12 protein-coding genes are annotated in these 12,141 nt (G+C 69.6%); 6 read left to right on the plus strand and 6 right to left on the minus strand.

The genetic code is table 11. The features are described 5' to 3' along the window. The first annotated feature begins 29 nt into the window (after nucleotides 1-29). Nucleotides 30-386, plus strand: a complete 357-nt coding sequence (locus J0I43_RS05225; protein ID WP_292860108.1) for a hypothetical protein — start codon at nucleotides 30-32, stop codon at nucleotides 384-386. Between the two features lie 3 nt (nucleotides 387-389). Here the strand turns inward: J0I43_RS05225 and J0I43_RS05230 are convergent, their stop codons facing one another. Then, entirely contained in the window at nucleotides 390-1,361 is a 972-nt protein-coding gene (locus J0I43_RS05230; RefSeq protein WP_292860110.1) for an intradiol ring-cleavage dioxygenase, read from the minus strand. Nucleotides 1,362-1,464: 103 nt separating this feature from the next. Between J0I43_RS05230 and J0I43_RS05235 the strand changes: the two genes are divergently transcribed. The 3 genes from J0I43_RS05235 to J0I43_RS05245 all read left to right on the plus strand — a co-directional run bounded on the left by J0I43_RS05235 (nucleotide 1,465) and on the right by J0I43_RS05245 (nucleotide 4,976). Continuing rightward, the gene (locus J0I43_RS05235; RefSeq protein ID WP_292860112.1) at nucleotides 1,465-2,436 is read left to right on the plus strand and encodes a phosphoribosylaminoimidazolesuccinocarboxamide synthase; all 972 of its coding nucleotides are present in this window, start codon (nucleotides 1,465-1,467) and stop codon (nucleotides 2,434-2,436) included. Between the two features lie 235 nt (nucleotides 2,437-2,671). Continuing rightward, entirely contained in the window at nucleotides 2,672-4,012 is a 1,341-nt protein-coding gene (locus J0I43_RS05240; RefSeq protein ID WP_292860114.1) for a solute carrier family 23 protein, read from the plus strand. Between the two features lie 88 nt (nucleotides 4,013-4,100). After that, nucleotides 4,101-4,976: a VOC family protein gene (locus J0I43_RS05245; protein ID WP_292860116.1), complete on the plus strand. Its 876-nt coding sequence runs from the start codon at nucleotides 4,101-4,103 to the stop codon at nucleotides 4,974-4,976. Between the two features lie 120 nt (nucleotides 4,977-5,096). Here J0I43_RS05245 and J0I43_RS05250 read toward each other — a convergent pair whose 3' ends face one another. The 5 genes from J0I43_RS05250 to J0I43_RS05270 form a co-directional block, all read right to left on the minus strand. After that, nucleotides 5,097-6,110 (minus strand): LacI family DNA-binding transcriptional regulator, encoded by a 1,014-nt coding sequence (locus J0I43_RS05250; protein ID WP_292860118.1) that lies wholly within the window; start codon nucleotides 6,108-6,110, stop codon nucleotides 5,097-5,099. Beyond that, nucleotides 6,107-7,600: a GH1 family beta-glucosidase gene (locus J0I43_RS05255; RefSeq protein ID WP_292860120.1), complete on the minus strand. Its 1,494-nt coding sequence runs from the start codon at nucleotides 7,598-7,600 to the stop codon at nucleotides 6,107-6,109. The genes J0I43_RS05250 and J0I43_RS05255 overlap by 4 nt, the downstream gene beginning before the upstream one ends. Nucleotides 7,601-7,628: 28 nt before the next feature. Beyond that, the gene (locus J0I43_RS05260) at nucleotides 7,629-8,531 is read right to left on the minus strand and encodes a carbohydrate ABC transporter permease (protein ID WP_292860122.1); all 903 of its coding nucleotides are present in this window, start codon (nucleotides 8,529-8,531) and stop codon (nucleotides 7,629-7,631) included. Beyond that, nucleotides 8,528-9,610 (minus strand): carbohydrate ABC transporter permease, encoded by a 1,083-nt coding sequence (locus J0I43_RS05265; RefSeq protein ID WP_292860124.1) that lies wholly within the window; start codon nucleotides 9,608-9,610, stop codon nucleotides 8,528-8,530. Before J0I43_RS05265 ends, J0I43_RS05260 begins: the two co-directional genes overlap by 4 nt. 64 nt (nucleotides 9,611-9,674) lie before the next feature. Next, on the minus strand, nucleotides 9,675-10,949 hold the full coding sequence (locus J0I43_RS05270) for an ABC transporter substrate-binding protein (RefSeq protein WP_292860126.1): 1,275 nt from the start codon (nucleotides 10,947-10,949) through the stop codon (nucleotides 9,675-9,677). Between the two features lie 220 nt (nucleotides 10,950-11,169). Here J0I43_RS05270 and purS point away from each other — a divergent pair, with 220 nt between their 5' ends. Both purS and purQ read left to right on the plus strand, forming a co-directional pair. Then, nucleotides 11,170-11,430, plus strand: a complete 261-nt coding sequence (purS, locus tag J0I43_RS05275; protein ID WP_292860128.1) for a phosphoribosylformylglycinamidine synthase subunit PurS — start codon at nucleotides 11,170-11,172, stop codon at nucleotides 11,428-11,430. Further along, nucleotides 11,427-12,134, plus strand: a complete 708-nt coding sequence (gene purQ / locus J0I43_RS05280) for a phosphoribosylformylglycinamidine synthase subunit PurQ (protein WP_292860130.1) — start codon at nucleotides 11,427-11,429, stop codon at nucleotides 12,132-12,134. The genes purS and purQ overlap by 4 nt, the downstream gene beginning before the upstream one ends. Nucleotides 12,135-12,141: the final 7 nt, after the last annotated feature.

The following is a 12,141-nucleotide window of genomic DNA, read 5'->3' on the forward strand; positions in this document are numbered from 1 at the left end:
ATGTCGGGCGCTCGCGGTAGCGTCCGACCATGACGATCGACGCTGACGAGGTCTTCGAGGAGATCGCGGCGCTCTACCTCGCGCACGAGGACGTCGACATCGGCCCGATGTTCGGGAGCGAGGGCCTGCGCGTGCGCGGCAAGGTGTTCGCGTTCCAGGGTCACCGGGGCGGTCTCATCGCGAAGCTGCCGGAGGCGCGTGTCACCGAGCTCGAAGCCGGCGGCCGGGCCGAACGCATGGTCATGCGTGAGCGCGCGATGCGCGAGTGGGTGTTCGTGGGGGCGGATGCCGCGGACCTCTGGCCCGACGTCGTCGCTGAGGCGTTCGCGTTCGTCGACGAGATCACGCCGCCCGCCCGGCCTCTTGCCCGGCCTCCCTCTGGCTGAGCGTCAGCGTCCGCCCGGACCGCCGCCTGGCATCGAGCCGCCCGTCGGAGCGGTCGTCGTGTCGACGCGCGCCGTGAGCATCGCGGTGAAGCCCGCCGACGTGTCCCCCGTCACGGTCGCGATCTGCAGGGCTCCCCCGTCGTCGCCGAACACGTTGTCGGTCGCGAGGGAGACGCCCGCGAGATTCTCCGCGGACCCGGCGTAGGCGGGGAGCGCGTAGACGCCGCCGAGCATGCTCTCGGGGAAGGCGAGCTGCGACGTCGAGATCGCGTTCGCCGAATCGGTGATGAGATCGACCGACGGATACACCTCGAAGTGGATGTGCGGCCAGCGCCCCGAGTAGCAGCCGGGCACGATCGAGGTGAAGGTCACCTGGCCCGCGGCATCCGTCACCTGCACGCCGCGCAGGTAGGTCTCGTTCTCGACGCCCGAGGAGTACATCGAGTAGTTCCCCTGCGCGTCGCAGTGCCAGGCGTAGACGGCGACGCCGGCGAACGGCGCGTCACCGTTCGCCATGTCGGTGATGCGCAGCGTGAAGGTCAGCGGCACGCCGTCGGCGGTCGCACCGCCGCCGATCGACGAACGCAGATCCGAGCGGACGATGCCGGACTGCTCCAGCACATCCGGGCCATTGGACCCGTCACCCGGGTAGGGGCCCGCGGTCTCGTCGGGGATCTCGCCCGCCGGAAGGGGCGTCGCCGCCGCCGGAGTCGGCGTGGGGGTCGCCGTCGGAGTGGGCGTCGGGGTCGCCGTTCGCGTCGCGGAGGGGGATGCCGCGGCATCCGTCACCGCCGTGCATGCGGCGAGCGCGACCGCGCCGACGCCGAGGCCCGCGATCCCGAGGATGCCGCGACGCGAGACGAGGGTGCGCAGATCGAAGCCCGCGCCCTGGTCGACGACCTCGTCGTCGGGGCGATCGAGCGTGCGCCCTTCGTACCGCGGGCCATCGGGCGTGTGGTCGGGTTCCGGGATCATGTCATCAGCATGGGCGACGGCTTTCTGCGCGGACCATGGCGAAACGATGAATCCCCTATGCTCAGGAATCCGCTGGCGCGGGAGCGGCGACCATAATGGAGGCGTGACCGACGCTCTCGACCTGCCCGGCTGGACCCACGTGTACTCGGGCAAGGTGCGCGACCTCTACCGCCCGTCCGGCGGCGCGGACGGGCACGACGGCGACGACGACGACGACGACGACCGGATGCTCGTCGTCGCGAGCGACCGGGTGAGCGCGTTCGACCACGTGCTGAGCCCCGGCATCCCCGGCAAGGGCGCGCTGCTGACCGCCCTCAGCCTGTGGTGGTTCGACCAGCTCGCCGGCGCCGACGGAGGGCGCGCGATCCCCAACCACCTCACCGGGGAGGCCGCGCCCGCACCGGTCGAGGGCCGCGCGATGGTCGTACGGTCGCTCGACATGCTGCCGATCGAGTGCGTCGTGCGCGGCTACCTCACGGGTTCCGGCTTCAAGGAGTATCGCGCCGAGGGCACCGTCTGCGGCATTCCGCTGCCGGAGGGCCTCCAGGACGGCGACCGCCTGCCCGAGCCCCTCTTCACCCCCGCCTACAAGGCGCCCCTCGGCGAGCACGACGAGAACATCTCGTTCGCGCGCACGGAGGAGCTCGTCGGAGCGGACCGCGCCGCCGAGCTGCGCGACGCGTCGCTCGAGATCTACCGTCGCGCCGCCGCGACCGCCGAGGCCCACGGGCTGATCCTCGCCGACACGAAGTTCGAGTTCGGCGTCGACCGGGACGGCACGCTCACCCTCGCGGACGAAGTGCTCACGAGCGACTCGTCGCGCTACTGGGATGCCGCGGCCTGGGCCACGGGCGAGACCCCCGCCGCGCGCATGGCGAGCTTCGACAAGCAGATCGTGCGCGATTGGCTCGCCGCGAACTGGGCCCACGCGCCCGGAGGCTCGACGCAGCGCGCCAGCGATGCGTCGAGTGGGCGTGGGGAGGACCAGCAGGGCACGCCGCCCGAGCTCCCCGCCGAGATTGTGGAGCGCACTGCCGCGAAGTACCGCGAACTGCTCGAGACGCTGACCGCCTAGCGTCCGACACCCCGCGCCACCCCCCCTGCCCCGCCCCGCGCCGAGTGCGCCGGTCGTTGCCCACGGGGCCCGGTATTCACGGTCGACAAGGGGCGCACTCGACAACAATGGGCTATCTCGGCGCGAAGACTGCGCAGGTCGCCTCGGCGAGGAGACCGCTCGCGCCTCCGCGCTCACAGCAGTTTCCCAGGTAGCCTGATCCCAGGCATCCACCCGATCGACGAGGAGCACCCGCATGCCCATCTGGACCCTGCACGGAGACGGCCGCACCGTCGCACCCGGCGCCGTCGTCGCTCCCGGTGAGCGACTGAGCTGGCCCGGAACGATCGCGATCGGCGCGCAGCACGTCGTCGCGATGTTCGGAGCGACGTTCCTGGTGCCGATCCTGACGGGCTTCCCCGTGACGACGACGCTGTTCTTCTCGGGCGTCGGCACGATCCTGTTCCTCCTCCTGACGCGTAACAAGCTGCCGAGCTACCTCGGCTCGTCCTTCGCGTTCATCGCCCCGATCCAGGCCTACAACGGCGGCAAGACCCTCGAGACGACCGCGCAGATCACGCAGGCGATGGTGAGCGTCGCCGTCACGGGCGTGCTCCTGGCGCTCGTGGGCCTCCTCGTGCAGAAGGTCGGCACGGGATGGATCGAGAAGCTCATGCCGCCCGTCGTCGCGGGCGCGATCGTCGCCCTCATCGGTCTCAACCTCGCGCCGGCCGCGTGGAACAACTTCACCCTGCAGCCGGTCGTCGCGACGGTCACGCTCGCCGCGATCATCCTGTTCAGCGTGCTGTTCCGCGGCTTCCTCGGCCGGATCTCGATCTTCCTCGGCGTGATCGTCGGGTACGTCGTCGCCGCCCTCACCGGTCAGGTCGACTTCACGGCGATCAGCGCCGCACCGTGGGTGGGACTGCCCGAGTTCCACTTCCCCGCCTTCGGCGACCCGGTCTCGTGGAGCCTCCTGCCGATCTTCCTCCCCGTCATCCTCGTGCTCATCGCGGAGAACGTCGGCCACGTGCGCGGCGTCGCGACCATGACCGGCGACCCCACGATCAACCGCCACACGGGCCGCGCGCTCACCGCCGACGGCGTCGCGAGCACGCTCGCGGGCCTGTTCGGCGGCTCGGCGACCACGACGTACGGCGAGAACATCGGCGTCATGGCAGCGACGCGCGTGTACTCGACGGCCGCGTACTGGGTCGCGGGCGCGTTCGCGATCCTGCTGTCGTTCTCCCCCGCCTTCGGCGCCGTGATCAACACGATCCCGGCCGGCGTCATCGGCGGCGCGACGACGGCGCTGTACGGCCTCATCGGCGTCATCGGCATCAAGATCTGGGTCGACAACCAGGTCGACTTCTCGCGCCCGGTGAACCAGTACACGGTCGCGGTCTCGTTCGTGATCGCGATCGCGGGGTTCACGATGAATCTCGGAGCGCTGACGTTCTCCGCGATCGTCCTCGGCACGGTCGCAGCGCTCGTGATCTACCACGGCGGCAACGCGATCGCCCGCTGGCGCAAGACGGGCGCAGACGACGGCGGCCCTATCGTGCCCATCGGCCCGCTCGGCGGCGACCCCGAGTAGGCGACGCCCCCGGGCGGCCCAGACGACCCAGCCGGCTGCCCAGACGACCCGAGGAATACCGTCCACCACAGGGTAGTTGTAGGTACACATGACTGACGCTGCCTCGGCATCCACGACGCTCGCCCCCGCCACCGCGATGGGCGCCGTCACCCTCTGGGTCGGCGACCTCGACGCGCAGACGGCGTTCTACCGTGACGTCGTCACCCTGCAGGTGCAGGATGCCGAGGGCGATGCCGTCACGCTCGGCCGCGCCGGCCGGCCGCTCGTGATCCTGCGGCACGACCCCGCGCTGCGCCACGCGCCGACGGGGTCGGCCGGGCTCTTCCACACCGCGATCCTGTTCGAGACGCAGGCGGCGCTCGCGGCGGCGCTGTACTCGGTGGCGCGGCGGGCTCCGCACACCTTCACCGGGAGTGCGGACCACCTCGTGAGTCAGGCGTTCTACCTGACCGACCCCGAGGGCAACGGCATCGAGCTGTACTGGGACCGCGCGCGCACCGAATGGTCGTGGACGCACGGTCAGGTCGAGATGGACACCCTGTACCTCGACCCGAACGCCTTCCTCTCCCAGCACCTCACCGAGGCGGTCACCGAGGGGTCGACCGCGGGGGACGCCGCCGCGATCGGACACGTGCACCTCTCGGTCGGCGACGTGGCGAGCGCCCGCGCGTTCTACGTCGATGCGCTCGGGTTCGAGACCACGGCATCCCTGCCGACGGCGTTGTTCGTGAGCGCCGGCGGGTACCACCACCACATGGCCATGAACGTGTGGAACTCGCGCGGAGCGGGGCCGCGCATGCCCGCATTGGGACTCGGCCGCGTCGAGCTCGCACTGCCGGATGCCGATGGCCTCGGCGCCCTCGCCGAACGCCTGCGCGATCACGGCGTGGCCGTGCGCGACGACGGCCGGACGATGACTTTCGCCGACCCGTGGAACAACGAGCTGCACGCGGCCCTCGCCTGAGGCATCCGCCCGCCGCCGACCCCTGCGGCCGAGTGTCCAGGACACGCGGACTGCGACTGCCGCCGCACCGCGTGTCCTGGACACTCGGCGAGCGACGGGCGAGCGACGGCGAGCGGGGGCTCAGGCGGAGTCGCGGACGATCAGCTCGGTCTCGAGCACCGTCACGTGCGGCGGCGTCCCCCCGGCGAGGAGCGACAGCAGCACGTCGGCCATCTGCTGCCCCTGCCGGTGCGACGGCTGACGCACGGTCGTCAGGTTCGGCTGCACGGCCGTCGCGACGGGCGAGTCGTCGAAGCCGATGATCGCGACGTCGCCCGGCACGTCGATCCCGGCGCGCCCCAGAACGGCGAGCGCGCCGCGCGCCATGAGGTCGCTCCCGACGAAGAGGGCGTCGAAGGATGCCCCGGACTCGAGGATCCGCGCCATGGCCGCCGAGCCGCCGTCGGCCGTGAAGTTGCCGTCCTCCACGGCGACGGGCACCATCCCGGCGTCGGCCAGTGCCGAACGGAAGCCCGCGAGACGGTCGATCCCGGCGGGCATCGAGACGGGGCCCGAGATGTGCGCAATGCGCCGGAAGCCCTTCTCGACGAGGTAGGTCGTCGCCTGATACGCCCCGGCGGTGTTGTCGACGTCGATGTAGTAGTCGTTCTCACGCGCGCGGGAGGGGCGCCCGCCGTAGACGACCGGCACGGATGCCGCGATGCGATCGATGAACGTGTCGCTCGTATGGTGCGACACGATGATCGCCCCGTCGACGGCGCCGCTGCGCACGTACGCGGCGGTCTTGTCGCGCGGATCGTCGCTCGCGATGATGAGGTTCAGGACGTAGTCCGAGCGGTTCAGGCGCGCATTGATGCCCGACACGACGGCGGCGAAGAACGGGTCGCCGAAGAACCGCGTCGTGTCTTCCGGCACGACGAGCGCGATCGCCATCGTGGCGCGCGATGCGAGCGAGCGCGCCGCCCGGTTGGGGACGTAGTTGAGCTCCGCGATGGCCCGCTCGACCGCGGCGAGGGCCGCGGGGCTCACGGCCGTCGAGCCGTTGACGACGCGCGACACCGTCGAGCGCGACACACCGGCGGCGGCCGCGACCTCTTCGATCGTCGCCGCCGCCCTCGGTGTGTCGATGCTCACGGAGCGGGTACCTCACTTCGGGGGGCGGTGGCGCCGGATGCCGCGGCGACGTCGATCGCACGGGCGGCGATGACCCGACGATACTCCAGCGCGCTGTCCTTGAGGGTGCGCTCCTGGGTGTCGTAGTCGACGTGGACGATGCCGAAGCGCTTGTCGTACCCCCACGCCCACTCGAAGTTGTCGAGCAGCGACCAGTAGAAGTACCCGCGGACGTCGACCCCGGCATCCCGCGCATCGAGGATCGCGCCGAGGTGCCGTCTGAGGAAGTCGACCCGCTCGTCGTCGTGCACCCGCGCATCGAGCCCCTCGCCGACCAGGACGTCGTCGTAGGCGGCGCCGTTCTCGGTGACGTAGAGCACGGTGCCGGCAGACTCCGCATACTCGCTCCACACCCGCTCGAGGAGAGTCGTGAGCCCGGCGGGGTCGACCTCCCAGTGCATGTTCGTGCGCGGGAGCCCGCGGTCGTGCCAGTGGATGCCGTCGTGCGAGGGGAACGGAGACTCGACCCGTCGCGCCGTGGGGGCGTCGCCCGACGCAGGCGCGTGCGGGTCCGGAGCTGCGCCCACGAATTCGCCGTGGTAGTAGTTCACGCCGAGGGCGTCGAGCGGCGCCGCGATGGTCTCGAGGTCGCCGGGGGCGGTCGCGGCATCCAGCGCGTCGATCGCCTCGGGCGCGACGGCACGGATGTCCGCGACGACGTCCGCCGGGTACGACCCGCGGAAGATCGGGTCGAGGAACCAGCGGTTGAACTGTCCGTCGATGCGGCGCGCGGCGTCGACGTCGGCCGGGGATGCCGGGTCGACCGGCTCGGCGACCGTGAGGTTCAGCGTGATGCCGAGGCTGAGCGCGGCATCCCGCGCCCGCAGCTCCCGCACGGCGAGACCGTGGCCGAGGAGGAGGTGGTGCGCGGCGAGCACGCCGTCCGTGACGCTGTACCGGCCGGGCGCGTGGATGCCGGCGGTATAGCTGAGGAACGACGAGCACCACGGCTCGTTCAGCGTCGTCCAGTTGGCGACACGGTCCCCGAGGGCGTCGTGCACGTCGAGCGCGTACTCGGCGAACTGCTCCGCCGTCGAACGCACGGTCCACCCGCCGCGCTCCTCGATCGCCTGCGGCAGATCCCAGTGATAGAGCGTCAGCCAGGGCAGGATGTCGTTCTCGCGCAGCTCATCGACGAGCCGCTTGTAGAAGTCGAGCCCCTTCTGGTTCACCGGTCCGCCGTCGGGGCGCACGCGCGACCACGACACCGAGAAGCGGTAGGTGTCGAGGCCGAGCTCCTTCATGAGCGCGACATCCGCCGGGTAGCGGTGGTAGTGATCGCACGCGACATCGCCCGTGTCGCCGCCGATGACGGCGCCCGGAACGCGGCAGAACGCGTCCCAGATGGAAGCGGTGCGCCCGTCTTCGAAGGCGGCGCCCTCGATCTGGAAGGCGGCGGTCGCGGCCCCGAAGAGGAAATCGGTCCCGAAGGGTCGGGGAGAGTCGGTCATGAAAGTCCTTCCGACGGTGCGGCGGGCGTCAGCCCTTGACCGCGCCCTGCATGATGCCGCTGACGAGCTGCTTGCCGGCGAAGACGAACAGGATCAGCAGGGGAATGGTAGCGAGCAACACGCCGGCGAGCACGATCGAGTAGTCCACGAAGTAATTCGACTGCAGGAGCGAGAGCGCGACGGGCAGCGTCGGATTCTGCCGATCGAGCACGATGAACGGCCAGAAGAAGTTGTTCCAGGCCGACACGAACGTGAACAGGGCCAGCATCGCCGCCGCCGGGCGCGCGGCGGGGAGGCCGACGGTGAGGAAGGTGCGGAACGAGCTCGCCCCGTCGACGCGGGCGGCCTCGATGAGCTCATCGGGGACGGCCTGACGCAGATACTGCGTCATCCAGAACACGCCGAATGCGCTCACGAGCGCGGGCACGATGATCGCGCCGAGCTGTCCCGTCCAGCCGAGGTCGCTGAACAGGATGTACAGCGGCACGACGCCGAGCTGCGTCGGCACGGCCATCGTCGCGATGACGAAGACGAGCAGCCAGCTCGACCCGCGGAAGCGCAGCTTCGCGAACGCCCAGCCCGCGAGCGTCGAGAAGAAGACGACGGATGCCGCGATCAGCGCAGAGCTCAGGATCGAGTTCCACAGCGCCATCCAGAAGTTCACGGCCGGGTCGTTCACGACCTTCGCGGCGTTCGCGAAGAAGTTGCCGCCCGGGATCCACGACATGTCGGGGTCGCGGATCGTGTACGAGTCACCCGATCCGATGAGCAGCGACCAGTAGAAGGGGAAGATGCTCGCGAGCATCACGACGCCCAGGCAGGCGTAGATGAACCATCCGGGGCGCGTGCCCTTGATGTGGCGCGGGCGCTTGTTCTGCCGCTCCGCGCCCTCGTCCTGCACGGCGACCGGCTTCATGTCGAGAGCGGTCATCGGGACACCTCCGAATTCGGAACGGGCGTGGGATTCGGAACAGGCGTGGGGGCGGGCGCGGCGGTACGGCCTGCGGCGACGGATGCCTTGGCATCCCGCCGCGCGGCGCGCAGCTGGGCGCGGGTGAGGGTGCCGCGGCCGCCTTCGTCGCGGACGAGACTGCGGGTGATGAACAGGTTCAGGACGCCGATCACGAGGATGATGAGGAAGAGGATCCAGGCGAGCGCCGCAGCGCGACCGAAGTTCCACTGGCCCCAGCCGAGGTCGTAGAGCCACAGCGTGATCGTGAGCCACTGGGAGTTCGCGCCGCCCGTGCCGAACTGGTCGTACATGCGCGGCTCGTCGAAGATCTGCAGGCCGCCGATCGTCGAGGTGATGATGACGAAGATGAGCGTCGGTCGCAGACTCGGCAGCGTGATCGCGAAGAACTGGCGGATCTTGCCGGCGCCGTCGACCGTGGCCGCCTCGTAGTAGTCGCGCGGGATCGCCTGCATCGCGGCGAGGAGGATGAGGGTGTTGTAGCCCGTCCAGCGGAAGTTCACCATCGTCGCGATGGCGATGTGGCTCGCGAAGGCGTTGGAATGCCACTTGACCGGGTCGAGGCCGATCGAGCCCAGCCAGGTGTTGATGATGCCGTACTGGTCGCCGAACATGTTCGAGAAGATGAGGGCGACGGCGACGGGGGCCATGACGTAGGGCAGGAGGACGCCCATGCGCCAGAAGGTCTTCGCGCGGATGTTCTGATCGAGCATCGCGGCGATGAAGACCGCGAAGAGCAGCTGCGGCACGCTCGACAGCAGGAAGATGCTGAAGGTGTTGCGCAGCGCGATCCAGAACTTCGGGTCGCTGAGGACGGTCGCGTACTGGTCGAACCCGACGAACTGGCCGGAGTTGCGGACGAGATCCCAGTCCATGAACGAGATCACGGCCGTGTAGCCGAGGGGGAACAGGCCGACGATGAGGAACAGGATGAAGAACGGCGAGATGTAGAGGTACGGCGAGAGCTTCAGGTCCCACGAGCTGAGCGTGCTGCCGAAGCCGATGCGCTTGGTGGGCCGGGAGGGGGCGGTCGCGGTCACATCAGGCTCCTTTCATGAGAGCGGTCGCCGGGCGAGCAGGGCGCTCGCCCGGCGACCGCGGGGATCACTTGATGGCGTCGACTTCGCTCTTCCACTGCGCCCAGGACGTCGCCTTGTCCTGCGTGCCGTCTTCGACGCGGGTCAGAGCCTTCTGCATCGCGTCGTTGATCTGGAAGTAGAACTGACCCTTGAACGGCGAGACCGTCACGGCGTTCGCGCGGTCGGTCAGGATCTGGCCGACGGGGGCGTTGTTGAAGAACTCGTTGGTCGAGCCGAGGAGCGTGTCGCTCTTCATCGCCTCGAGCTGGCTCGGGAACGTGCCCGCGTTCTCGAACGCCTTCAGCTGCGTGTCGGGGCTCGTGAGCCAATCGGCGAGCTCCTGCGCTGCCGCGACGTTCTTGCCGTTCGCGGGGACAGTCAGGTACGAACCGCCCCAGTTTCCACCGCCGCCGGGGAAGACGTTGGCGATGTCCCACCCGGTGACGTCCTTCGCGTTGCCGGAGATGACGCCGAGCATCCAGCCCGGGCACAGCATCGTCGCGAATGCGCCGTTGGACAGACCCGCCATCCAGTCATCCGACCACTGGCCGAGGTGTGCGGACTGCGTCGCGCTGGCATCGAGGACCTCGTTGTAGATCTTCTCGACGTCGGGGGCGATCTCGATCTCGCCGCTGGTGGGGTTCTCGTACGCCGACTCGACCTGGTTGATCATGCCCTGGTACGTGCCGCCGGCGGAGTCGAAGAACGCCTTGCCGGTCTTGGCGGTGTAGTCCGCGCCGACCTTGAAGTAGTTCGCCCAGTCGCCCTCGAGGAGCTTCGCGACCTCTTCGCGGTCGGTGGGCAGGCCCGCCGCGGCGAACAGGTCGGAGCGGTAGCAGACGCCCTCGGGGCCGATGTCGGTGCCGTAGCCGATGAGGTTGCCGTCGGCATCCGTCGCACCCTTCTCCTTCCAGTCGAGCCAGCGGCCCTTGAGGCTGTCGGGGACGGGGGCGAGCAGATCGGAGTACTTCATGACCTCCGGCATCCAGTCGATCTCGATCGCCTCGATGTCGGCGAGGCCCGTCTTGCCGAGCTTCTGGAAATAGTTGGCGCGCGCGTCGTTGGAGGTCGCGGCCTTGTTGTGGACGATCGTGACGTTCGGGTGCTCCTTGGAGTACTCGGCGAGCAGCTCGTCGGTGTAGCCGAAGTCGTTGAAGGTCGCGATGGTGAGCGTCACCTTCTCGTTCGGGTCGGCGGTCGCCGCTCCTCCGCTCGAACCGGCACAGCCGGCGAGCACGAGGGCGGAGGTGGTCAGTGCGCCGGTCACGAAGCCGATGCGACGCAGTGCGCGTGATTTCACGGTCACTCCTTTGTGGTGTGCGGGTGCGAGGATGCTGCATCGGGCGAGCCGCTGATCCTGCGTCTGCAGGTGTGGGAGCGCTCTCATCCGACCGGACCTACGGTATGGGATCGCTCCCAAGAACGCAAGGGAGCGCTCCCATGATCAATGGTCACGATTCGATCACGGCTCCGTCCGGATAGACTGGTCGCACCCCTTCCCGCGACTCCTGGAGCCTCGAATGCCCACCATCGTCGTCGACGTCATGCCCAAGGCCGAGCTGCTGGACCCGCAGGGGAAGGCCGTCGCCGGCGCCCTCGCCCGCCTCGGCCACGCCGGGTTCGAGGGCGTCCGCATCGGCAAGCGCTTCGAGCTGACGGTCGCGGACACCTCGGAGGAGACCCTCGCGGCCGTCAAGACCATCGCCGAGGAGATCCTCTCCAACGCCGTGATCGAGGATGTCGTCGGCATCGAGGTCGCGTCCTCCGAGGCCGCCCGGTGACCGCACGCATCGGGGTCATCACGTTCCCCGGCTCGCTCGACGACGGCGACGCGCAGCGCGCCATCCGCCTCGCCGGTGCCGAGCCCGTCGCCCTCTGGCACGGCTCGCACGACCTCGACGACGTGGACGCGCTCGTCCTCCCCGGCGGATTCAGCTATGGCGACTACCTGCGCGCCGGGGCGATCGCCGCCCTCGCCCCGATCATGACCGAGGTGAAGGATGCCGCGGCGAAGGGCATGCCCGTCCTCGGCATCTGCAACGGCTTCCAGATGCTCGTCGAGGCGCACCTGCTGCCGGGCGGCCTGATCCGCAACGCCCACCAGCAGTTCATCCGCCGTGACCAGCGCCTGCGCGTCGAGAACGCGTCGACCGCGTGGACGAACGCGTTCGAGATCGGGCAGGAGATCACGATCCCGCTGAAGAACGCGGACGGCGGCTACATCTGCTCGGCCGAGACCCTGAAGCAGATCGAGGGCGATGGCCTCGTCACGTTCCGCTACGTCGGCGTCAACCCCAACGGGTCGCTCGATGACATCGCCGGCATCACGAACCCTTCGGGCAACGTCGTCGGCCTCATGCCGCATCCCGAGCACGCCGTCGAGCCCGGCTTCGGCCCGAACACCCCCGCAGCGATGCGCTCGGGCCTCGACGGCCTCAGCTTCTTCACGTCGGCGATCGCCGCACTCGCCTCCGCCGCAGCCTGACGCCGCC

This window comes from Microbacterium sp. (assembly GCF_017305435.1).
In the GTDB taxonomy this organism is placed as follows: Bacteria; Actinomycetota; Actinomycetes; order Actinomycetales; family Microbacteriaceae; genus Microbacterium.

Bases quoted from the DNA above. Each gene is read 5' to 3' on its own strand.
- J0I43_RS05225 (WP_292860108.1), top strand. From the start codon at position 30: ATGACGATCGACGCTGACGAGGTCTTCGAGGAGATCGCGGCGCTCTAC.
- J0I43_RS05230 (WP_292860110.1), bottom strand. From the start codon at position 1,361: ATGATCCCGGAACCCGACCACACGCCCGATGGCCCGCGGTACGAAGGG.
- J0I43_RS05240 (WP_292860114.1), top strand. From the start codon at position 2,672: ATGCCCATCTGGACCCTGCACGGAGACGGCCGCACCGTCGCACCCGGC.
- J0I43_RS05245 (WP_292860116.1), top strand. From the start codon at position 4,101: ATGACTGACGCTGCCTCGGCATCCACGACGCTCGCCCCCGCCACCGCG.
- J0I43_RS05255 (WP_292860120.1), bottom strand. From the start codon at position 7,600: ATGACCGACTCTCCCCGACCCTTCGGGACCGATTTCCTCTTCGGGGCC.
- J0I43_RS05260 (WP_292860122.1), bottom strand. From the start codon at position 8,531: ATGACCGCTCTCGACATGAAGCCGGTCGCCGTGCAGGACGAGGGCGCG.
- purS (WP_292860128.1), top strand. From the start codon at position 11,170: ATGCCCACCATCGTCGTCGACGTCATGCCCAAGGCCGAGCTGCTGGAC.